The organism is Oecophyllibacter saccharovorans (genome assembly GCF_006542375.1).
Lineage (GTDB): Bacteria > Pseudomonadota > Alphaproteobacteria > Acetobacterales > Acetobacteraceae > Oecophyllibacter > Oecophyllibacter saccharovorans.
Genome location: NZ_CP038143.1, coordinates 635,834 through 657,338, shown reverse-complemented (window position 1 = coordinate 657,338; position 21,505 = coordinate 635,834). Strand labels below are relative to the sequence as shown.

General features: G+C 62.3%; 17 protein-coding genes. 2 read left to right on the top strand and 15 right to left on the bottom strand.

What is annotated here, in order from left to right; genetic code table 11:
- Positions 1–64 precede the first annotated feature (64 nt).
- Genes E3E11_RS02840 through E3E11_RS02830 form a run of 3 tightly spaced genes read right to left on the bottom strand, consistent with a single transcriptional unit; the run spans position 65 to position 2,806 of the window.
- Positions 65–715, bottom strand: coding sequence for a methionine ABC transporter permease (locus tag E3E11_RS02840; protein WP_141451098.1), 651 nt, complete (start codon positions 713–715; stop codon positions 65–67).
- Positions 696–1,847, bottom strand: coding sequence for a methionine ABC transporter ATP-binding protein (locus tag E3E11_RS02835; RefSeq protein WP_141451097.1), 1,152 nt, complete (start codon positions 1,845–1,847; stop codon positions 696–698). The genes E3E11_RS02840 and E3E11_RS02835 overlap by 20 nt, the downstream gene beginning before the upstream one ends.
- The gene (locus E3E11_RS02830) at positions 1,844–2,806 is read right to left on the bottom strand and encodes a MetQ/NlpA family ABC transporter substrate-binding protein (protein WP_141451096.1); all 963 of its coding nucleotides are present in this window, start codon (positions 2,804–2,806) and stop codon (positions 1,844–1,846) included. The genes E3E11_RS02835 and E3E11_RS02830 overlap by 4 nt, the downstream gene beginning before the upstream one ends.
- 465 nt (positions 2,807–3,271) lie before the next feature.
- Here E3E11_RS02830 and E3E11_RS02825 point away from each other — a divergent pair, with 465 nt between their 5' ends.
- A complete protein-coding gene (locus tag E3E11_RS02825; protein WP_141451095.1) occupies positions 3,272–4,642 on the top strand; it encodes an amino acid permease in 1,371 nt (456 codons plus the stop codon).
- A gap of 236 nt (positions 4,643–4,878) precedes the next feature.
- On the opposite strand, the gene E3E11_RS02820 is transcribed toward E3E11_RS02825, so the two are convergent.
- The 5 genes from E3E11_RS02820 to cydD form a co-directional block, all read right to left on the bottom strand.
- Positions 4,879–5,154 carry a hypothetical protein gene (locus tag E3E11_RS02820; protein ID WP_141451094.1) on the bottom strand — a complete coding sequence of 92 codons (276 nt, stop codon included), beginning with the start codon at positions 5,152–5,154 and terminating at the stop codon, positions 4,879–4,881.
- Positions 5,155–5,171: 17 nt separating this feature from the next.
- Positions 5,172–6,311, bottom strand: a complete 1,140-nt coding sequence (cydB, locus tag E3E11_RS02815; protein WP_141451093.1) for a cytochrome d ubiquinol oxidase subunit II — start codon at positions 6,309–6,311, stop codon at positions 5,172–5,174.
- Between the two features lie 3 nt (positions 6,312–6,314).
- A complete protein-coding gene (locus E3E11_RS02810) occupies positions 6,315–7,928 on the bottom strand; it encodes a cytochrome ubiquinol oxidase subunit I (protein WP_141451092.1) in 1,614 nt (537 codons plus the stop codon).
- Between the two features lie 140 nt (positions 7,929–8,068).
- Positions 8,069–9,832, bottom strand: a complete 1,764-nt coding sequence (gene cydC, locus E3E11_RS02805; protein WP_141451091.1) for a thiol reductant ABC exporter subunit CydC — start codon at positions 9,830–9,832, stop codon at positions 8,069–8,071.
- Positions 9,829–11,676, bottom strand: coding sequence for a thiol reductant ABC exporter subunit CydD (gene cydD / locus E3E11_RS02800; RefSeq protein ID WP_141451090.1), 1,848 nt, complete (start codon positions 11,674–11,676; stop codon positions 9,829–9,831). Before cydD ends, cydC begins: the two co-directional genes overlap by 4 nt.
- Positions 11,677–12,205: 529 nt before the next feature.
- Between cydD and E3E11_RS02795 the strand changes: the two genes are divergently transcribed.
- Positions 12,206–12,403 carry a YqaE/Pmp3 family membrane protein gene (locus E3E11_RS02795; protein WP_141451089.1) on the top strand — a complete coding sequence of 66 codons (198 nt, stop codon included), beginning with the start codon at positions 12,206–12,208 and terminating at the stop codon, positions 12,401–12,403.
- A 152-nt stretch (positions 12,404–12,555) separates the two neighbouring features.
- Here the strand turns inward: E3E11_RS02795 and E3E11_RS02790 are convergent, their stop codons facing one another.
- The 7 genes from E3E11_RS02790 to E3E11_RS02760 all read right to left on the bottom strand — a co-directional run bounded on the left by E3E11_RS02790 (position 12,556) and on the right by E3E11_RS02760 (position 21,497).
- A complete protein-coding gene (locus E3E11_RS02790) occupies positions 12,556–16,134 on the bottom strand; it encodes a mechanosensitive ion channel domain-containing protein (protein ID WP_141451088.1) in 3,579 nt (1,192 codons plus the stop codon).
- Between the two features lie 315 nt (positions 16,135–16,449).
- Positions 16,450–17,820 carry a hypothetical protein gene (locus tag E3E11_RS02785; protein ID WP_141451087.1) on the bottom strand — a complete coding sequence of 457 codons (1,371 nt, stop codon included), beginning with the start codon at positions 17,818–17,820 and terminating at the stop codon, positions 16,450–16,452.
- An 89-nt stretch (positions 17,821–17,909) separates the two neighbouring features.
- Positions 17,910–18,341 carry an ExbD/TolR family protein gene (locus tag E3E11_RS02780; RefSeq protein ID WP_141451086.1) on the bottom strand — a complete coding sequence of 144 codons (432 nt, stop codon included), beginning with the start codon at positions 18,339–18,341 and terminating at the stop codon, positions 17,910–17,912.
- A gap of 33 nt (positions 18,342–18,374) precedes the next feature.
- Positions 18,375–18,797, bottom strand: a complete 423-nt coding sequence (locus E3E11_RS02775) for an ExbD/TolR family protein (RefSeq protein WP_141451085.1) — start codon at positions 18,795–18,797, stop codon at positions 18,375–18,377.
- Between the two features lie 5 nt (positions 18,798–18,802).
- Positions 18,803–19,933, bottom strand: coding sequence for a MotA/TolQ/ExbB proton channel family protein (locus E3E11_RS02770; RefSeq protein WP_141452077.1), 1,131 nt, complete (start codon positions 19,931–19,933; stop codon positions 18,803–18,805).
- Between the two features lie 154 nt (positions 19,934–20,087).
- A complete protein-coding gene (locus E3E11_RS02765; RefSeq protein WP_141451084.1) occupies positions 20,088–20,795 on the bottom strand; it encodes an energy transducer TonB in 708 nt (235 codons plus the stop codon).
- Positions 20,796–20,966: 171 nt separating this feature from the next.
- Complete coding sequence (locus E3E11_RS02760) at positions 20,967–21,497, bottom strand: hypothetical protein (RefSeq protein ID WP_141451083.1); 531 nt, start codon at positions 21,495–21,497, stop codon at positions 20,967–20,969.
- Between the last annotated feature and the right edge of the window lie 8 nt (positions 21,498–21,505).

The following is a 21,505-nucleotide window of genomic DNA, read 5'->3' as shown; positions in this document are numbered from 1 at the left end:
GGGGCCATGCCAGGGCTTCTGAAGCCTCACACGGCCTGAGCCTCTGCTGCGCTGGAGCTGGGGTTCAGCGACGCAGACGCCGCGCCAGGGCATTGCCGCCCCATTGCATCAGGCACACCATGACAATCAGCACCACCACCACCCAGATCATGACGGTGGTGTTGTAACGCTGGTAGCCGTAACGGATGGCCAGATCGCCCAGCCCCCCCGCGCCGATCATGCCTGCCATGGCTGAAGCGCCGACCATGGTGATGAGCGTGACCGTCAGCCCGCCGATAAGGCCCGGCATGGCTTCAGGCAGCAGCACGGAGCGGATGATGCTCAGGCGCGTGCCACCCATGGCGCGGACGGCATCGATCAGGCCTGGATCCACCTCTGCCAGCGCAACCTCGGCAATGCGGGCGAAATAGGGAATAGCCGCGATCGAGAGCGGAACGATGGCAGCTGCTGTACCCAGGGAGGTGCCGGCGATGAAGCGCGTGACGGGAATAAGCACCACCAGCAGGATGATGAACGGCACGGCGCGCGCGGCATCAACCAGAAGCCCGATCAGGCGCGGCAGAACCGGCAGGCGGTACAGCTTCGCGGGACCGGTGGCGATGAGAAAAACGGCCAGTGGCAGCCCGACCGCAACCGCGATAGCGGTGGAGGCGAAGACCATTTCCAGCGTCTGGAGCGTGCTTTGCCAGATGAGCTTAACGATCAGAGGGGACATAGCCCAGAACCTCCATGCCGGATGCGCGTTCCTGCAGATAGCGCACGGTTTCGGGCACCCGGTGCCCGGTCAGCCCGATGATCATGTCGCCGGCCAGAGCCTCGCCGATCGTTCCCACGCCGCCCTGCAGGAGATGGGTTTCCACCTCGAAGCGACGGTCGAGATCAGAGAAGAGAGGAGAAATGGCCGTGCGGCTGTCGAGCACCAGGCGCATTATCAGTTGAGCGCCGGGGCTATGGGTCAGGAGCTCACGCCAGCTTTCTTCCCATGCCCTGTCCTTCGCTTCCGGGCGGAACGTGACGGGCAGAGGCGCCAGCCGACTGCTGTAGGTTGGGGGCAGCTGGGGTTGGATCTCTGCAAGCAGAGGCGATAGGGCGGGATTGCGGGCTCTGTTGCGCAGGAAGTCCATCATTGTGCCGTCTTCGACCAGACTGCCGTGGTCGAGCACCAGTACCCGGCGCGCGAAGCGTTTGACGACGTCCATCTCATGGGTGATGAGCACGATCGTCAGCCCCAGGGAACGGTTGATCTCCTCAAGCAGATTGAGAATCGCAGCTGTTGATTCCGGGTCCAAGGCCGAGGTGGCTTCATCGCAGAGCAGCAGATCCGGCTTGGCAGCCAAGGCGCGTGCGATACCGACGCGCTGTTTCTGTCCGCCTGAAAGCTGGGAGGGATATTTCCGCTCAAATCCTTCCAGCCCTACCAGCTTCAGCAGCTCCGCCACCCGTTCCTTCTGCCTGGCGCGCGGCCAGCCTGCGATCTGCAGGGAGAGGGCGATGTTGCCTGCGACATTGCGCGAATTGAGCAGGTTGAAATGCTGGAAGACCAGCCCGATCCTGCGTCGCACGTCGATCAGCCGGGTTTCAGGCAGGGCGGCAAGGTCCTGGCCGTTGAAAAGGATGCGCCCTTCCTGCGGCCGCTCAAGCGCGCACAGGCAGCGCAGCAATGTGGACTTGCCTGCGCCTGACCGCCCGATCAGCCCCACCACCTCGCCACGCCGCACCGTGAAGGAAACGTCCTTCAGGGCCGGCACAGGCGGGGTTGAGGCACCGGTGCTAAAACTGCGCGAGACATGCTCGACTGCCAGCAATACATCCGGAGCCTTTTCCTGTGCTCCCGCCTCCTGGCTCATGAAGGCGTCTTTCCGTCACTGCCGGGCCCTTCAGCAGTGGTTGCAGCCTCCTGTCCCGCTTCTGTCCAGCCCGGTACGGTGGTACCGTGATAAACCTTTTCAATCTCAGCCCGCACGTCAGGTTGCTGGAAGGCGCGGACCAGCAGGGGCACCCAGGGTGCTTTCGCGTCTGAGGCATTGACGGCGATGAAGTTGACGTAAGGATTGTCCTTCATCGTCTCCGTGCCGATCCGGTCTTTCCTGACGTCAATTCCGGCCTTGTAAGCCCAGTCCGTGTTGACGACGGCCGCATCGAGGTCGGGAAGCGACCGCCCGATGACACCGGCATCCAGCTCCTGAAACTGCAGGTCATGGGGATTGGTGCTGACATCGAGTGCGGTGGGGAACAATCCGGCTTCCGGCGCAACAGAAATCAGCCCCATTGCCTGCAGCATCCGCAGGGCGCGCCCTTCATTGCTCGGATCGTTGGGCAGCCCGATCCGCGCGCCGTGCGGCAGGTCGGCAGGCGCATGATAGTGGTGGGAATACAGCCCGATGGGCTGGAAGAATGTGTTGCCGACCGGGACGAAATGATAGTTGTGGGCCTTGTTCTGGGCCTGCAGGTAAGGCAAGTGCTGAAAGGCATTCGCGTCGATATCGTGCTCATCCAGAGCCTGGTTGGGGGCCGTGTAATCAGAGAACGGCACGATTTTCAGCCGGAGCCCTTCTCTGGCGGCATTTTTCGCCACCACGGCCCAGATGTCTTCATCCTCGCCCGACATGATGCCGATCCGCAGTGTTTTCGGCGGGTTGAGGGGTGCCGGTGCCTCAGAAGCCTGCGCGCCTGCCAGGGAGTGGCCGATGAACAGGCCTAGCGCGCTCAGGGCCAGGGTCTGCAGCAACCGGCGCCGGGGAAAACCACTGTGCTGCTGCGACAGGATTTCCGGTACAGCGGAATCGGAATCGGGAAAACGAGTCATGATGAATGCCCTTTTATGTTTGTCGTGCTGCCCGGCTTCCGCTTTGCTGGGAGGGGCCGGACAGCGCTCTTTCCGGACTTCCGGAAGGAGCGGAGATAAGAGCGGGGCGCATCAGGCGTGCTGATTCAGGTCAGGCGCGCTCAAAGCTTCCCGCTCAGGTGAACGCCGGCGGTCCTGCAGGAGCCCTGTAAAGGGATGCAGCTTCGTGAAAGTGACTGAAGCGACGGTGCGGCCCGGGCCCCGGGCGATTGGTCTTCCCAGGCCGTCTGTCGCGTTTTCAGCCAGCCGTCATCACGTACCGGACCCTTCCTGAATAAGGTTTGCACTTCCGCTTGGCAAGCAGGCGTAAGTGATCCCCTTCCGTAAGTCAGGCGCGCATCTGGCTTTTTCTTTTCAGGCGATCCTTCCTAAAAGGACATTCCATCAGAGATTATCCCTCTTGTTGTCGCCTTTGGAGCCTCTCTCTTGCCCCCATCTGATGTCCCGGACGTTTTTCCTGCGCCCCCCTCATTCCTGACACCGCCAGCTATTCGTCAGGCACGGCGCAAAGCGCAGCTGGCCACGCTGCACGTGACCATGATCTCCATCGGCGGCATCATCGGGGCGGGGCTGTTTGTCGGCACTTCCGCCACAATCAGCGCAGCGGGGCCGGGGGTGATGCTTTCCTACGTGGCTGCCGGAGTGGTGGTATGGCTGGTAATGCAGCTTTTGGGCCTGCTGGCTATCAGTGCGCGCGGTCGCGGTTCTTTTGTGTCGCATATTGCGCGTATTCTCGGGCCGCGGGCCGCGTTCATGACCGGCTGGGCCTATGCCTTTCTCTGGGCTGTGACGGCCGGAGCGCAGGCAGTGGCGGGGGGACTGGTGGTCCATGCCCTTTGCGCCATACCGCCCCTCTGGGCGGCATTGGGCTTCATCGCCCTGGCCTGGGCGGTCAATCGCATGGCGTTACGTTATTATGGCCATGCTGAAACGGGACTGTCGGCACTCAAGCTGATATTCCTGGCCTGTTTCATCATCGGGGGCGTGGCGTGGGTGGCCTGCAGTGCCCATCCGTTCCAACAGGTGGCGGGAAACATTTTCGGCCATGGGGGCATTTTCCCTCTCGGCCTGTGGGCGGTCGTGGCAGCCATTCCGATGATCATGCAGAGCTTTGCAGGCTGCGAGATCTCCGTTATCGCCGCCACTGACAGTGAACGCCCATTGCGCAGCATCGTGCGCACCATGCGCCGCCTACCCTTGTATATGCTGTTTTTCTTCGCAGGCTCTGTGCTGGTGATCCTGGCCTTGCTGCCCTGGAATGATGTGCAACCCGGTAGCTCGCCCTTTCTGGAAGTCATGCAGCGCCTGGGTCTGCCCTTTGCGGCCGGGGCCGCAGCGACAGTCACCCTGCTGGCCGTGCTTTCCTGCCTTAACTCATCGGTTTATGTGGTGGCACGTGTTCTTGAGGAACTCAGTGCCTGTCAGCTCGCGCCGGCCTGGCTGCAGCACAGGGCCGGTGGGCAGAGGCTCTGGGCAACGCGCCTGACGACACTGCTGGAAGTACTGATCGTCCTCTGGGCGGCAGGCTCGCCAAAAGGGGCTTATCCGCTCCTGCTTGGCGCTTCAGGCGGACTGATCCTGTTCGTGTATTTCATGGTGGCCCTGGCCGCCTGGCGTGCGGGTATCGGGAAATACTGGGGTAGCGTGACGACGGCGTTGCTTTTCACCGTGGTAGTCCTGATGTTTTTTCTGCCAAGCACCCGGCTTGAGGCCTGTTTGTCCCTCGGCCTGGTCGGGGGGCTGGGGTTGGTTGCTCGCCTCTGTGTGCCTGCAGGCCAGGCGACTTGCGTGAAGTGAGGGGTTAAGTGCGGGCCCACAGGGGCTGAGGGTATGTTTATTTTGTCTGAAGATCGAAAAAGAGCCGCTTCCCTGCAGGGAAGCGGCTCTTTTCTTCAGGCCTGTATGGCCCTGACGCTTTTACGCCAGGATCTCAGGGATAGAGACGGCGCATGATGAGCGCCATCACGATGTAGATGCCCAGGAACAGGAAGGGCACGAAGAAGATGATGCCTTCGAGATCACCCATCATGGTTTCAGTACTCCCGATTGCCGGCGTTGTGACGGATCTCTTCCTGATGATCGAACAGAATCGCGCCGCAGGCGGAGATCAGAACGATCATCATCGTGCCCAGGATCCAGGCCAGGTACCAATGGCCGAGATTGCCGCAGACCATGACAACGATCATGGCCACGCCGACCATCAGCGCCAGGAGACCCAGGCGGATGAGGGCTACCAGCGGATGCTCCCTGGGCTCTTTTTTGACGGCATGGTCCGTAAGGGACGCCGCCGAGTGTTGTGACTGAGTCATAATTCCTCTTCCGCTCCTCAGTAGCTGTGGGAATCTTCAGCGACGGTCTTGGGCGTCACTTTGCCACGCGTCACCCAGTAGCTCCAGGCGGTGTAGCAGAAGATTGTGGGCACGAAGATCGCGGCGACGAGAGCCATGCAGATCAGGCCGTATTCACTGCCCGTTGCATTCCAGGCGCTGAGGCTCTGGTTCGGGGCCGTGGTGGAGGGCATCAGGAACGGGAAGAGCGCAGCGCCCACGGTTCCGATGGTGCCAAGCCACGTGAAAACACCCAGCCACCAGGCGACCAGCGGCTTGTTGGCGCGCAGCATGAGCGAAGAGCCCAGCATGCCGAACAGGGCCATGGCCGGCAGCGCCCACAGGATGGGGAAGTGGTGGAAGTTGAGCAGCAGGTCACCTACGCCACGACCGACTTCCTGGCCGTACAGCGGGTTGGCGGGCATGCTCATGTCCACTTTGTTGATCATGTGGAAGCCGTTGATGCGGCTGACCCAGAACCCGCCGATCACGAACAGGATGGCAGCGATGATGCCAGCCGGCACCGCAGCAGCACGGGCACGACCGTAGATCGGCTGGATGCCGTGGATCATCAGGATCGCACCGCCCCCCTGAATACCCAGCGCCACTGACATCAGTCCGCACAGGATTGCGAACGGATTGAAAAGGTAGCTGAGGAAGTTCTCATCCTGAATGTACTGGCCGTCCCACAGGAAGTGGTACCCCACACCTTCGAGCACGTTGCCCATGGCGGCGCCGAAGATGAACATCGGCACGAAGCCGGAGATAAAGAAGGCCCAATCCCACCAGTCACGCCAGGTGGCGCTGTTGACTTTCGAGCGGTAGTCGAAAGCGACCGGACGCAGGATCATGCTGAACAGCAGCAGAATCATGACGATGTAGAAGACGGAGAAGGACGTGCCGTACAGGGTGGGGAACGCCGCGAAGACGGCGCCGCCGCCCAGCACGAACCACACCTGATTGCCTTCCCAGTGCGGGCCGATGATGTTGAGGGCCTCGCGGCGCTCTTCATTGTTGCGACCGACCCAGCGAAGCAGCGTGCCGACGCCCATGTCCATGCCGACCATCAGGCCGACAAGGGACAGCAGAACGCCGAGCAGCCCCGTCCAGATCAGTTTGAAAACGACGTAGCAGGTCATGGATCAACGGTCTCCGTTCAGGAAGTTCAGACCGAAAGCGCCCTTCTTGTTCTCGGTCTGAGCAGTCTCATGATGATAATCCTGCGGACCCAGACGTGCCGTACGGAACATCAGGAACAGCTCGATCACGATGAAGATGCTGTAGAGCAGAGCAAAGCCCACCAGCGAGAAGATCATGTAACCGACGCTGTGCGAGGAAGAGGACAGGAAGGTCGGAAGTTTTTCGAACACGGTCCAGGGCTGGCGGCCGCCCTCGGCAGTGATCCAGCCGAATTCGGTGGCGAGCACCGGCAGCGGGATGGAGAGCACGGCAAGACGCAGGAACCAGCGGTGCTTGACCAGGGTGTATTTGAGGCTGAACAGCGCGGCGAACGCGAAGAACACCAGGAAGTAGCCGCCCAGGAACACCATGATGCGGAAGGACCAGAAGGTCACGAACACGTTGGGCAGGATGTCGGGCTCAGTGGCCTTGACGACCTGGTCGACGTCGGCATCGGTGATGGCCGAGACGTCCTGGTTAGGCGCGTGCTGCACGGCGAGGAAGCCATAGCCGAGATCGTTCTCATGCGCCTTGAACAGGGCCAGGGCGTCAGCGGAATGCGTCTCGCTGTAGGTCTTCAGGGCACTGAGGGCGACGATGCCCGAGCGGATCTTGGGACCGGACATTTCCTCAAGCTGATGCATGCCCAGGATCGGCGTGTTGAAGCTGTGCGTTACCAGCGGGGTCAGCACATAGGGGATGCCGATCTCGAGATAGTTCTTCTGCTGCGCATCGTCAGGCAGCGCGAACAGCAGCCAGGGTTCTTCGGGCGGATGGGTGGTGTTCCAGATGCCTTCCATGGCCGCGAGCTTGGTGGGCTGGTGCTTGTAGTCTTCCACGCCCAGGGCGTCGCCCAGCGCGATGACTGCACAGGTGCCCAGCAGGCCGAAGAGGGTGGCCATGCGGAAAGAGCGCAGGGCCAGCTCCATGTGACGGCGGCGCAGGATGTAGAACGCGCTGATGCCCATGATGAGCATGGCGGCACAGACATAACCGGCGACGGAAGTATGAACGAACTTCGCCTGCGCGTCGGGATTGAACACCACGTCAGCGAAGCTGTCGATCTGCAGACGCATCGTGGTGGGGTCGAAATAGCCGCCGACGGGCAGGTTCATGCCGCCATTGGCGACCAGGATCCACAGAGCCGACAGGTTGGAGCCCAGGGCCACCAGATAGGTGACGGCCAGATGCGCGCCCTTGCTGAGACGGTGCCAGCCGAAGAACATCAGGCCGACGAACGTCGCTTCAAGGAAGAACGCCATCAGGCCTTCAATGGCCAGCGGCGTGCCGAACATGTCGCCGAAGAAGTGCGAATACATCGACCAGTTGGTGCCGAATTCGAACTCCATCGTCAGGCCGGTGGCCACGCCGAGAGCGAAGTTGATGCCGAAGATGCCGCCCCAGAACTGCGTCATCTCCTTGTAGATCTTGCGACCGGTGATGACGTACACCGTCTCAATGGCGGCAAGCATGAATGTCAGGCCCAGCGTGAGCGGGACGAACATGAAGTGGTAGAGGGCCGTCAGCGCGAACTGGAAGCGCGACAGGTCTACGACTTGCGGGTTAATAAGGTCCACGAATTGAAAACTCCTGTGGTCAGGATGGACGCGGGTGCGCGCCGGCGAAAGCGCAGGGCGAGGGCTGAAAGAAGCGGAGCAGCAGGACCGTTCCTGATTCCGTCAGCGCCTGCGCCAGGCAGGGATCGTTTCAGGCAGGATCACGAAACCATGATGGCAACTCCCGGGCGAGCTGATTCAGCAATCAGCCGCCCATTTTCCAACCGGTACACCCTGTTCATGAAGGCCAGGGGTTCCGGCCGGTGGGTGATGCAGAGCACGCTGGCTCCAGGCAACGCCTCCAGCATGTTCGCCATCAACGCGCGACCGGCTTCGGGAGGAAGGCTTTCGGTCGGTTCGTCAAGGACGAGAACGCGGGGGCGCCGCAGGAGAATCTGCGCTGCAGCGAAGCGCCTCAACTGCCCGCCTGAAAGTCGAACGCCCTGCTCACCGCAAGGCGTGTCGAGACCGCCAGGCATCTGGCGCACTTCATCGGCCAGCCCTACCACAGAGAGCGCCTGCTGCATATCGCTTTCTGTGGCCTGCGGGCAGGCGATGAGAAGATTCCGGCGCAGACTTCCCTGAAACAGATGCGGATTCTGCATCAGCACGCCGATCGGGCGCGACAGTTCCAGGGTGGTCAGGCGCCGCAGGTCCACACCGTCCAGGAAAACCTGGCCTTCAGTGGGGTCAAGCAGCCGCATGACCAGCCGGATAAGGGTGGTTTTGCCAGCTCCCGACGGCCCGACGATTGCCACGCGCTCCCCTTCCTCCAGACGGAGGTTGAGATGGCGCAGGAGGTCGCGGTCGTGCCGGCCCGGCTTTGTTGAGCCGGGCGGGAGAAAACGGAAGCTGACATCACGCAGTTCCAACCCGAAGCCTGTGGGAAGCCCGGCTTCGGGAATCTCTTTGACGGGGCAGGGAAGGGAACATACCTCTTTCACCTGCCGGGCGGCGCGCTGGAACCGGCTACGGGCCATGCGCGCCTCGTTCAGCGGGGCGACGATCTCGAATGCCGCCAGACATCCCAGGGCCAGCATGGGCAGCTCGGGCGCCTGCAGGGTGCCGGCCAGGAAGCCGCGGTCACTGACCAGCAGCACAGCGAGCACCGCCAGCACAGCGAGCATGGGCAGCATCTGGCGCACCAGATTGGCGCGCAGGGCGATCGTGAAGCTCAGCTGGCGGATCTCTCCCTGCCGCGCGGCGACACTATCCAGCCTGCGCCCGGCAGCCCCGCAACTCAGCAGGTCGGCCATCCCCTGAAGACATTCGAGGATGTCGCTGCGCAACACATCGGTAGCAGCCGCTTCCCTCTCGATGGCCCGCGCGGTCAGCAGACCGGTCAGCCAGGGCAGAACCACGCCCCCGAGCATGAGCCCGATCGCCAGCACAGCACCTGCTGCAGGGGCGAACAGGGCCGTTACCGCAACCACCACCACCGCACAGAGAAGGGCGTTGAGGCAGGGAAGCAGAACATCAAGCGGATATTGTCCCACCACTTCGGTGCCCTGCACGAAGCGGGAAAGCAGGTCACCGCTGCGGGTCAGGATCACGAGGGGGACTGAGCGCGGAATGAGCCGACGGAAGCTCCAGCTGCGCAGCTCACCCGTAGCCCGCAGGGCCGCATCATGCGTGGCCAGGCGCTCGAGGTAGCGCGCCAGAATACGCGTCAGGGCAAACAGGCGCACGCCAGCTGCGGGGGTGAACATGTTGAAGGCATTCTGCGCTGCGGCTCCGCCGAGCCCCGCCACCGCAGCCGCTGCCAGAAACCACCCCGACAGAAACAGCAGCCCGAAACCTGACAGCGTGGCCAGGCATGAAAGGGCAAGCCCCAGCAGGAGCAGGCCGCGCATCGGGCGCAGAAAGGGCTTCATGTCCAGGCTGTTGGCCTGTGCGGGGTGGTTTCTGGCAGCGGCTGAATTCACGCCTTGCCTCCTTCAGCAGCCCGCTTATCCACTCTGTCGTTTTTCCGCAGGTGCCCGTCGCTCAGCTGCAGCACCTGATCGGCCAGCTGCAGAATGTCGTCGCGGTGGGAAATGGCGATCACGATGCGCGGGCTGGCGGGAGCGTGGGCTGCGTGCTTCACCGCTTCACAGACCTGACGGGCGTTTTCAGCATCCAGATCTGCGGTCGGTTCATCAAACAGCAGCAGCTGTGGGGCAGGGAGGAGGGCGCGTGCCAGGGCCAGGCGACGGATCTGCCCGGCTGAAAGGGGCGCGCCGCGCTCGCCCAGCACCGTATCGAAACCGTCAGGCAGGGCTTCGATAAACGAAAGCGCACCCGCTTCGGCACAGACAGACATCAGGGCAGCGAGCGAAGCCTGCGGGTCGGCAAGGCGCAGATTGGCAGCGATGCTGTCTGCCATCAGATAAGGGGACTGCGGCACCCAGGCGACCGGAATGCGGCTCAGAGCCACGGTTCCCGGCTCGTTGTTTTCCCCCTTGTCAATCTGGCCTTCCATGCTGCCGGTGCGGGGCGGCATCAGCCCCATCAGCAGGCGGAACAGGGTCGTCTTGCCCGCGCCGCTGCGCCCCGTCACGACAGTGAGGCTGGCGGCAGAGAAACAGGCTGTCACGCTTTTCAGCACGTCAGGCCCCGGCACGCTCAGCATAGTGCCTTCCTGGGGCACAAGCTCCGCGTAGCCTGCCGAAACGTTGTGCATCAGCACGGCCTCAAGCCCGGGTACGGGAAGGGTGTTGGTCTGAGAAGTGAGCGGGCCTTCAAGAGCGCGCACTTCCGGCAACTGGGCCATTTCTGCCAGGGGGGTGAAGGCGCTGGCTGCATTCTGCCGCGCGTGATAGCTGGCCGAGAAGGCGCGCAGGGGCATGAAGTATTCCGGCGCAAGCAGCAACACGAAAAAAGCCGTTTCAAACGGCACGCTGGCCTTGAGGAGCCGCACGCCGAAAAAAACAGCCACAGCCGCGATGGAGAGACTGGAGAAGAACTCCAGCACGGCCGTCGTCAGGAAAGCGACGCGCATCACCTCCATCGTGGTGCTGCGGTGACGCTCAGCCAGCCGGGCGACCAGGGCTGCCCCTTCCTGCGCTTCGCCGAACAGGCGCAGCGTGGTCAAGCCCTGCAGCATATCCAGAAAGGCCGAGCCAAGCAGCAGAAGCTCGTTCCATTTCTTGCGCATCACTGCCTGGGCGCCATAGCCGACCAGCGCCATGAAGAAGGGAATAAGCGGGCCGGTGATCGCCAGGGTCAGAAAACTGATCCAGTCGAGACGGAAGACGACGGCCAGGATGAGCAGCGGGATCACCACCATGGCAGCGGCGCGCGGAATGTAGCGGGCCAGGTAAGGACGCAGGGCTTCCACGCCTTCGGAAAGGGCGGTTGCCATGCGGCCGCTGTCCTGGCCTGCCAGACCGACCGGACCAACGCGGAAGAGATGCCCCAGCAGTTCCAGGCGCAGAGAGGAGGTGACTTTCAGCGCCGCCTGGTCACTGGCGCTGTCAGCGGCAGTCTGCACGAGGGCACGCAGCAAGGCACAGGCGGCCAGTGCGCAGATCAGTCGCGTTTCCTGCATGACCGGCTGGTGGCGGAAAGCCAGATCGGTCACGAGCCGCGCCAGAAGGCCCATCTGTGTAATGAGCAGTCCAGCGCTGAAGCTCCCAAGCCCTACTGCCAGTCCGAGCAACCCTGCGGCGCGCCGGGCCAGGCCTCCCAGCTTGCCCAGTTCCCTGGGAAGCGGGGAACCGTCATTCCGGTCTGCCGCCTTGCGGGCGACCGGGCCACCGGATGGCGTGCTGAGGACGGAGGACGGCATGGAAAAACGGCTTTCCTTTCCCGCGAGACCCGAAAAGAAACGAGTGTCTGGATAGTGGAGCGACTCTCACCTCTATTAAGAGAGCACCCGGAAAGGCGCCGGTTATTTGTGGAGTCTTATCTCCATCAATAACAAATTTGTCATGCCCTGAAAAAGAAAAAACATGGCAGCAGCTGTCTGTGCCCTTTGGCGAGCAAGCGCTAAAGGCGCAGAGGACAGGCTGGAGAAGTGAGAAAAGGAGCGGTTCTGACAGGTCCTGCCAGGCTCCGAGTCGGCGTTAATGATCTTTAATGCTTCTGCGCTTTGGGCGGGCCGCTGGGCCTGCTGTCAGCTGGGTCGGGCTGTAAAGTCACACAGAAAAACCACTTTGCCGGTTCAGAGATCTTGCGGCGGATACAGGGCTTTCCGATATCTTCATGTTGGTAAAGATTTTATGTCCCGATCAGCTTGATCAGGCTGGCTCTGCTGCCGTGTTCTGGCAAACTGCCGGCATGGGCCTGCAGGAGCTGGATTTACAAGGAGAGTTTGCATGTTACGCGTTCTGATCGCTTTTTTTGCTCCCTGGCTGACTTTCTTTACGATTGGCCGTCCGATCGCCGGGATCGTGTGTCTGCTTCTGCAGGTTTTCCTGATCGGTTGGCCGATTGCCGCAATCTGGGCCTTCATGGCGCTGCGTAAATATGACCTGCAGACCGGTGCGGCTGATGCGTTGCGTCATCACGGCTGAGCGCGACCCATCGCAACGGGCTGGATACCCCTTGTCTTAAAGCTGGGGTCGGTAATTAGGCCTGATACAATAAACCCCTGTCAGATTCCGCCATTATAAGGGCAGCAATCTGACAGGGGTTTTTCTTGTCTGCTTTTGAGGCAGGCCGCCTTTTAGCGCTTTCCCTTCCCGTGACCGTTCGGGTTGTCCTGATCCTTGCTTTCGTTTCCACCCAGAAGCGGAAAGCGGTTTTCACGTTCCTGCTGCAGGAAGGTATCGAGCACCGGGACGTCGAGGGTGCGCGTGGGATAGGGGAAGTCGATTCCGCGTTCGGCGAAGACCACCAGCATGCGCCGGTTGAACTCGCGCTGCACGGGCAGGCGACCAGGTGGAATGGTGGGCAAGGCGCCCTTGACGGTCACTGAAGAATCGTTGAGCGACGAGACACCCCAGAGCTGGAAATCATCGATGATGAGATCGCCGTAATCCTCACTGCTGCGCATTTCAGCTGTGATGTCGTGAAAGGCTTTGATCACGTCGCCGATATTGCTGTCGTAAGCCACGTCCGCCACGATGAGAGCGCGACCGAACTCACGGTTGTAGTTGACCGTCTGCGAGAGCGAAGAAAAGGGGAAGATGTTCATCGACCCGTCATCAGCCCGCACATGCACCGTGCGCAGGGAAAGCTTTTCCACAATGCCGTAGGTGCCATTGAGCGTGACCGCGTCACCGACCGTGAAGGCGTTTTCCAGCAGCAGGAAAATGCCGCTGATGAAATCCTGCACCAGTTTCTGGGCACCGAAGCCCAGCGCCACGCCGAAGATGGACGCGCCTGCCAGAAGCGGGGCGATATTGACGCCGAGATCGGACAGGGTCGTCAGGCCGATCAGGATGGTGAGACTGACAAACAGGATGATCCGCATCATCGGCTGCAGGGTACGCAGCCGGGCAACGCGTGCCTTGATCCCGCGTGAGTTCCCTTCCTCGAGCAGGAGATTGATGCGGCGCTCAAAGAACATGTTGGCCGCTTCCCAGATGCAGAAGCCGATAAAGACGGAAAGGCAGATATCGGTGAGCGAGGAGAACACCTTTGCCCCGAAGCTGTGCGGTCCGATCAGCGCCCGCAGCGGCACCCCCCAGGCCAGAAGCAGCGCCACTGCCGTCAGCCCCAGCAGAATGACGTTGAGCATTTTCTCGATCACAGGGGCGTAGGTGGTGATGCGCGTGGACAGCACGTTGCTGATGCGCGGCGAATTCTCCAGCCGCGAGAGAACGCGTTCGAAAGCGCCCAGAATCAGGATGCTGAAAGCGCGCATGATCGCCAGGGTGATGCAGGTATGCAGGAAAACCCTGAAGATAAGCTGGTAGCCGCCTGGAATACCCATGGCCCAGACCAGCCACAGGCTGAAATCAAAGAAGAGGGCCGCGATCCACCAGACGCCAGAAACGATGCGCATGATGGTGCGCAGGGAGGGCTTGTGCGCCACCACGCGGTCGCAGGCATGCCGGACTAGGGGGCGCGAGCCGAGAATCATCACTGCGATCATGATGTGCACGATCAGCATCAGCAGCTTGGCCAGTGAATCCAGCACATTGGCAGGCAGGGTACAGCAGCGCAGGATGATCAGGGCCGTAACGCCCCAGCTGCTGACCGTGCCGATGCGCTTGAGTCCCCGGAAGAAGAACCAAGCTGTCTGGTCACTGCACGGGATAAGACGCATCCAGGGCCGCAGGGGGGCAAACAGCGCGCGCAGTCCTGCAACCCACACGCCGAGCGCGACACTGGCCAGCCAGGAGATACTCCAGACAGCCTGCAGGGTCTGTTTGTCAGGGCTGGGATCGAGAGACTGGATGATCAGCGCCATGAGCGGGAACATCATGATGCTGACCAGATTCAGGCAGAACAGGCCCAGGGCGTAGGGGATCCGCCTGAACAGCTCCACCATCTGCGTCATCGACGCCTGCCAGTCGCGGCCATCGGCGGCGAGTTGCGCCTTGTCCTGGGCCAGCTCGGCCTGATCATTGGCCTGGCTGTCGCTCTGTTCAGCGTTGGGGCCTGACTTCCCGTCTGAAGTGCCGGCGTCAGTGGGGGCGCTGTTCTGCGCGGGGTTGTCTGCTTCCGAGGCGTTCGATTCCGCCTTGTTGCCGTTCTGTGCTGCGGCAGCAGTGGACTGCGCCTTTCCCGCCTGGGCATCGGCAGCGTCCGCCTCTGCCTGGGCTACATTGGCGAGGGGCTTGGGATAAGGAGGCTGGGTTTCGGAGAGTTCGTATTGAACAATGGCAGCCTGTGCCAGTGGCGTGGCCCCGGAACTGTCCTGGGCGCTGTTTTCCCCGGAATCCTTGTGGGCGTCCTGGTTGGCATCGATTCCGGCGGCATCTGGGGAAGTCTGTTCCGGGTCCGCTTGGGCCGCCGATGCGTTCCGAGCCTCTTCCTCTTTTTTATGAGCGGCTTTTTCCCGTTCTGCCCGCGCCTGGGCAGGATCAAGCTGGGTTGGATCACTGAGTGATGGAATCCCTGTTGCCAGGGCCGACATGTCCTCCTCTGTGGCAGAAGTACGGGCAGGCGTTTTTTCTTTACCCGCTTCTGAGGCTGTATCTGCTTTGCCCGCGTGCTCAGCGCTTTCTGGATGCGGTGCCTCGGCAGCATGAGCGTCAGTCTCATGATGGGGCACGATCTGGGTTGTGTCCTTCAAGGCCAGCGGTTTCTCGTCGTCCTCAGCATCGTCATTGCTGTCACTTTTGCCGTCCTGCCCACCCGCAGCGGTCTCAGTGCTTTCGCCGGTTTCAGGAGGTTTCGGCGCGTGACCGGCTTCGGAGGCTTCGGAAGGTTCAGCTGTTTCTGAGCCATGATCAGCCGCGGCGTCTTTCTGCGGGGCGATTTGCTGAGCTTCGGGCTTATGGGAAGACGTTTTTTCTTTTTCTTTTTCTTTTTCTTTTTCTTTTTCTTTTTCTGCTTCTGTGGCCGCTTTCTGCTCGGCTGCCTGTTTGGCAGCGGCTTCAGCGTGGGCCTTTTTCTCGGCTGCCTGGCGGGCTTTTTCCTTGGCTTCTTTGGCGAGCTCTGCCAGGCGTTCAGCCTGCTCCTCAGCCCGGGCCGCCTCTTTTTCAGCGCTCATGATTTCGCGCTCGCTCATCCGCTTGGCTGCTTCTTCAAGCTTGCGTCGCGGTATGCGCAGCAGATAGGCCATGCCATAGGACAGCGCGAGCCCCCCGATGATCATGATGGCGACGCGCAGGCAGATCCGGGCGATTTCCACCTGCAAGGACGGCGTTTTCAGAACGTGATGCGTCCACGGCACGAAAGCGTGGAAATTGGTGACATCCTGAATCAGCGCCTGGGACTTGCCCAGCAGGTGCTCACTGAAAGCGCTGATATGCGCCCAGCCCTGGTCAAGCAGGCTCTGGTCTTCCTTGTGATCCAGGGTAGTCTGGACCTTGCTCATGTTCTGTAGGGTCTGGGTGAATTCCTTGCGCTTGACGGGGTTGTTCAGAACGCTAAGCAGCTGCTGGGCCTGGGAAGGATCGAGCGCCGGCGCCGGCTTGGCGGCTTTCTCCTTGTGAGGCTGTTCCCTGTGAGGTTGGGCGTCATGAGGCGGTGTGTTCTGGGCAGGGCCCGAAGCACTGGCGCCAGCACCGGAAAAGGCTTCTTCCGCCCGGGCTGGCGAAAACCAGCAACCGCCTCCCGACCCGTCTGACAGAGCAGGCAGGCCGACCAGGCTGAAAAAGAGGCCCAGCGCCAGCAGGCTTGCCCGCATTCCGGCTCCCTGAAGCTTCTCTCTGCAAGACCGTGGCGCACGTTTGGTGGAAAGCCCTGCAAAAACAGAGCTGAAAAGGGGCAAAGAGCAGAACAGGAAAGCGTTGGTCGGCACGGAAAGGAACCTCTTCCGAAAAGTACAGGCTGCAGGAATGTGCTGCGGCAATGGCTGCAATGATACTTGCAATGAAGCCAGGACGATACACTTGCAAAAACGGCAAAAATGGCCCTCAGCGCAAAAGAAGAAAGGCGCCAGGTGTGCTGGGGGACCAGGATGGCCTGTAATTTTGCTCCAGGCGCGTGGGCCTGGCGAAGATCAGCGAGTATGCGGGCTGGCGGATCGCTGGGCCGGTTGGGCCAGGACCTGTTTCAATGTCTGGGGCGGCGTCAGCAGCAGGGCCGTCCAGGCATCGGCAAGGCTGCGCGCGGTCGTGTCAGGCGGCACCAGGGCGAAGACCTTCAGCGCATCATTGACACGACCGCTGTCGAGCAGGGCCATGCCGTATTCCAGCAGGGCAGCAGCGGGATGCTTGGGGTGACGGCTCAGCCCGGTGCGCATCAGGGCCAGGCCTTTATGCGCCTGGCCGGCCAGAACGAGGTCATAACCTGTCGTCAGCGCGGGCCCTGGGGCCGGCGAGGCCTGGGCAGCAGCAACCTGTTGCGGCAGGGTGGCTTTGAGTTTGACGACCTGCTGGGTCACGAAAGCCTGGAAGCGGGCCTGGGCATTCAGCTCAGCGGGGGTTGCGCCTGATCCGGGGCCCAGCACGTGATGCGCCTGTCCGTAGTCAAGCAGATTCAGCGCCAGCTGGGGCAGTCCCATCTGCACGGCCCGCTCGGCCAGGTCCCGGTAGGTGGCGGCATTGGTGGCCAGGCCGGCCGTCAGGCGCAGTCGTGCCAGGTTGAAGCCCAGCCGGGAGGTCAGACCCTTGTCGCTGGCCAGATTATAAAGGAGGTTCTGCCAGTAAAGCGCGCTTGGGTAATAGCGGGCTGACAGCGCATAGGCCGCAGTGACACCGCTGAAATTATGCAGCGCTTTCTGGGCACTGGCCAGAAGCTGCAGCACGGCTTCGGGAGGACGTGTTCCGGTTCTGCGCGCCGCATCTACCTGGGCAAGAGCGGCCTTCACCGCGGCCGCCCAGTTCTGCTGGCTGTAGGGGATCTGCACCAGAAGCGTTTCCAGCTTGTCACTGGGGCCGATTTCCTTGAGGTAACGGGCAACGGTCGCCTCGACCTGAGGATAATTCTTGGCCGCATAAGCGATGCCGATTTCCGAATCGAGCATCTGTGCTTTCTGCGCCCGCGTGGTCCGGGGACTGTGGATCAGCATGTCATAGGCCCGGACCGCGACTTCCGGCTGCCCGGCCTGCATAGCCACCGCGGCCGCCATTTCGGCAATGGTGTCATTGTCATAAGCCGTCTTGCCAGGCACGGCCTGGGCTGCGTTGACCGCTTCCATGGCCTGGGTGAGGTTGTGGGCCCGCAGGGCAGCCTGGGCCTTCTGCAGCCATTCACCAACGGCGCCGGTCAGAACTTCGTTGCCGGGCGAAGGGGCAAGTGTCTGGCCGGTTCCTGAAGAGGTGCCCCCGTGATGCCGGGCCAGGGCCGGCTGCAGCCCCGCCATCCCCAGCACCAGCATGGAAGCAGCCAGCGTGGAAACCGATAGGAGGGTGGGGCGAAAAACCTGCATGAATGGCTCCTGAGACTGGAAAGGCAGGGATAAGCGGCCGGGGTTGAGGGGGAACGGAAAGAAGGCCCGGAATCCCGGGTCTGGTCGGGTTATTGGTCGTCCATGACCTGGTCCAGCCCGACAATACCCAGTTTGGTCATGCCCAGGCGCTGGGAAAGGGCCAGGACATGGGCCACCGTCCTGTAATCGGCCAGCCGGTCGGGGTGGATATGCAGCTCCGGCTGGTCGGGTTCACTGGCTGCCTGGCGCAAATCGGCCTGCAGGGTCGCTTCATCGACGGGCTGGCCGTTCCAGCTGATGGCGTTGTCATAACCGATATCGATCGTATCGATCTTCGGCTCCGTCGTGGGCGGGGGCGGATTGCCCTGCGGCAGGTCGATCGAGACAGAGTGCGTCTGCAGCGGAATGGTGATGATGAGCATGATGAGCAACACCAGCATCACGTCGATTAGCGGCGTGGTGTTGATATCGACGATGCCTTCGTCTTCATGCGTGCTGTCGGTGCCGACATTCATGCCCATGATGCAATCTCCGCAAATGAGGGGGCGTTGATATCAAGGTCCTTTGGGTTGCTCGGTGATGAAGTCGACATGCTGGATGCCGGCTTCCTGGCAGGCCGCCACCAGCTGTCCGACCGCCTGATACTTGGCCTTGGCATCCCCGCGGATCTGGATCTGGGGCTGGGGCTGCTGCCTGGCCACGTTCATCAGGCGTGCGACCAGTTCCTGGTGGCTGTGCAGGGGCGTGGTGTTCCAGTAGGCCTGTCCGTCGGTCGTGACAGCCAGCACGACATTGCCGTTCTTGGTCTGGGTCGGCTGGTTTCGGTCCACGGGCAGCTTCACCTTCACCGTATGCGTGGCAACAGGGATGGTGATGAGAAAGATGATGAGCAGCACCAGCATCACATCCACGAGCGGCGTGGTGTTGATGGCCGAGACCACCTCGTCTTCGCTGTCGTTTCCAGTGGTGATGGCCATGGAGCTCAGACCCTGCTGCTGGTGGTGATGGTCACCGGAGGTTCATTGTTGGAGGAAGTTCCCTGCTTGGCAGCCGAGAGCACATCAGCGTGACGGTACCCCCCCAGCAGGACGGACTGGATGTCGGAGGCGAAGTTGCGCACGCAGTCCATGGCTGCCTTGTTGCGGCGCACGAGCAGGTTGTAGCCCAGCACGGCGGGCACGGCGGTGGCCAGGCCGATGGCGGTCATGATGAGGGATTCACCCACCGGGCCCGCCACCTTGTCAATGGAGGCCTGGCCGGCGATGCCGATGGCCGTCAGCGCGTGATAGATGCCCCACACCGTGCCGAACAGGCCGATGAACGGTGAGGTGGAACCCACCGTGCCGAGGAAGGCCAGGCCCGACTGCAGGCGGGTGTTGATCGTGTCGACCGCGCGCTGGATGGAAAGGCTCGTCCAGGTGGGCAGGTCGATCGAATCCCGCATCGCGCCTTCATGGTGCTCGGCGGCGATGATGCCGGTTTCGGCAATGTAGCGGAACGGTGAGTTCGGCTTGAGCGTTTTGGCGCCTTCCTGCACCGTCGCGGCCCCCCAGAAGCTCCGCGCCGCTTCGCGTGCGGCCTTGAAGAGGCGGTTTTCCTCCAGGAGCTTCACGATGATGATGATCCACGAACCCAGGGACATGATGGCCATGATGAGCAGGACACTGCGGGCGATGATATCGCCATTCTTCCACAGGGCCTTCAGCCCGTAGGGGTTGTCCCCGCTCTTCGCACTGGCCTGGGCCTTGCTGTCCGTGTCGGGTGCCAGGGGTGTCGCTTCCGTGCCTGTGGTGGGTGCCGCGCCTGCCGGGGTGGCACCTGGAGCGGCCGCTTCACCGGGGGGGCCGGCCGGTGCGGTCGGAACAACAGGCATCGGCTCGGCTGCATTCCCGGAAGCTCCGGCTGTCGCACTGGCCCCGGGAATGACCGGCTGGCTGGCCGCTGCCTGGGGGGCAGGGGTCTGGGCAGCCGCAACGCCGGCCAGGCTGGTTCCGACCAGGGGGGCGAAGGCCAGGGCGAGTGCCGCGCCCCGACCGAAACGCAGGCTGCGTGTGGTTTCCAGGCCCTGGGGCTTGCAGGCGGAAAGCGGGAAGGAGCGGAACAGTGAGGTCATGGGGGCCGGTATCCTCTTGGTCGTGATGGTCGTGTTGATCTGGGTCTGAAGCTGCGTCTGGTCCGTTTGTCCTGTGCGGCGCATTCGCCGTGCGCCGGGAGTCAGGAAACGTCTTTCCGGTAGGGGGCGGGCCGGTTTATCGCTCATGCTGTCCTCAATCATCGCTCAGGGTGAAGTCGAGATGCAGCACGTGGTTGTGCTCGACGACCGGTTGACCGTTTACGACGGCCGGCTGATAGCGTACGGCGGAATGTTCCAGGAACTGCATGGCGCTCTCAGCGAAATCGCGGCCACCTTTGACGCTCAGAATACGGCAATGGGCGGGTTTGCCGGTGGCGAGAATGTCGCAGGAGGCTGTCACGGCCCCCTCGCGGTTTTCCTCTTGCGCATCCTGGGGATATTCAGGCCGCACATTGTTGATGGGAACCGCACCGGCTGCATGGTCGGCCGTGGAGCCTCCCTTGGTGCCCCCGGGTGCGCCTTTGGTGGAGGTGGAATCAGTGGGACCGGGCGCCGCATTTGAAGGCGCGGCAGCTGCCTTGGGCGGATGGGGGGGCGCCTTCTGGTGGCTGACCCGGATCGGAGGCGGTTTGGGGGCCGGCAGGTTGAGCTTGGGCGGCGGTACGAAAACCGGCGGCGGCGCCACTGAAGCGGGCGGTGGCGGCGGGGGAGGATTGGTGGGCTTGGGCGCGGGCGGAGCGGGCGGGAGAATGACCGTATGCATGGGCGGCCGCACTGTCTGGGTGGGCGGGCTCGGTTGGGTATTGAGGCCGATCCCCACCAGCGCCAGCGCCAGAAGCGCGACAGCGGCAGCGACGAGATAATCCGTCGGCTTGCGTTGCTGCTCGGCGTAACTCTTCATTTCAGCCCGTTGCCTCTTTCTCTGTTGTGGGCCCGGCTGCCCCAGGCCCTGCCGGGCTCCGGAAAGCGGAACGCCAGCCAGTCCCGACAAGTGGACAAATCCTGCGCGTGTCTGTCAAGCGTTACGGAATGAAAACGAAAAATAAAAAGCTTTTCCCGCTTTTCTGTCTGGTCAGGGCGCGGCAGGCGAAGGCGGGGTGGAAGAAGAGACCAGCTGGCGGTAATCCCCCAGAACATGGGCGCCGACGCCGCAGCTGCTGATGACATCGGCCCGTTCCAGCCTGAGCCCTCCCGGGACCAGCCGGGCCTGAAAGCGCCCATCTGTCCGAGAGGCATGATCGGCGTCCACGGCCTGCACGACTGCACCTTCCAGCTTGCCTTTGGCCAGGACAGGGCAGCCTTCTCCTGAACCGGGCACCACGCTGCCTTCGTGCAGTTCCGGCTCATCAAGCAACAAATACCAGGGCCCATCAGTCCTCTGGTGGAGAAGAGTCAGCGTATGGGTTTCTTCCGGCGCCAGCCCGGCTCCCTGGCTACCGCTGTGATGATTCAGGACGTAATGAGCCAGGAAGGGCAGCCGGGCGCTGGGCGTGGAGGAAGCAGGCGCTTGGTTCGGGGCGCACAGCCCGCCCAGAACCAGCAGGAGACCGACTGCGCGGAGCCCGGGATAACGGATTGTCTGAGGCAGGCGGTGCAGTTGCATGGCTGTGC

Coding starts and splice junctions, on each gene's coding strand:
- E3E11_RS02780 (WP_141451086.1), bottom strand. CDS start 18,341: ATGGGCATGAATGTCGGCACCGACAGCACGCATGAAGACGAAGGCATC.
- E3E11_RS02790 (WP_141451088.1), bottom strand. CDS start 16,134: ATGCGGGCAAGCCTGCTGGCGCTGGGCCTCTTTTTCAGCCTGGTCGGC.
- E3E11_RS02770 (WP_141452077.1), bottom strand. CDS start 19,933: ATGACCTCACTGTTCCGCTCCTTCCCGCTTTCCGCCTGCAAGCCCCAG.
- E3E11_RS02840 (WP_141451098.1), bottom strand. CDS start 715: ATGTCCCCTCTGATCGTTAAGCTCATCTGGCAAAGCACGCTCCAGACG.
- E3E11_RS02760 (WP_141451083.1), bottom strand. CDS start 21,497: ATGCAACTGCACCGCCTGCCTCAGACAATCCGTTATCCCGGGCTCCGC.
- E3E11_RS02775 (WP_141451085.1), bottom strand. CDS start 18,797: ATGGCCATCACCACTGGAAACGACAGCGAAGACGAGGTGGTCTCGGCC.
- cydB (WP_141451093.1), bottom strand. CDS start 6,311: ATGACCTGCTACGTCGTTTTCAAACTGATCTGGACGGGGCTGCTCGGC.
- E3E11_RS02835 (WP_141451097.1), bottom strand. CDS start 1,847: ATGAGCCAGGAGGCGGGAGCACAGGAAAAGGCTCCGGATGTATTGCTG.
- E3E11_RS02830 (WP_141451096.1), bottom strand. CDS start 2,806: ATGACTCGTTTTCCCGATTCCGATTCCGCTGTACCGGAAATCCTGTCG.
- E3E11_RS02795 (WP_141451089.1), top strand. CDS start 12,206: ATGTTACGCGTTCTGATCGCTTTTTTTGCTCCCTGGCTGACTTTCTTT.
- cydD (WP_141451090.1), bottom strand. CDS start 11,676: ATGCCGTCCTCCGTCCTCAGCACGCCATCCGGTGGCCCGGTCGCCCGC.
- E3E11_RS02785 (WP_141451087.1), bottom strand. CDS start 17,820: ATGCAGGTTTTTCGCCCCACCCTCCTATCGGTTTCCACGCTGGCTGCT.
- E3E11_RS02820 (WP_141451094.1), bottom strand. CDS start 5,154: ATGACTCAGTCACAACACTCGGCGGCGTCCCTTACGGACCATGCCGTC.
- E3E11_RS02765 (WP_141451084.1), bottom strand. CDS start 20,795: ATGAAGAGTTACGCCGAGCAGCAACGCAAGCCGACGGATTATCTCGTC.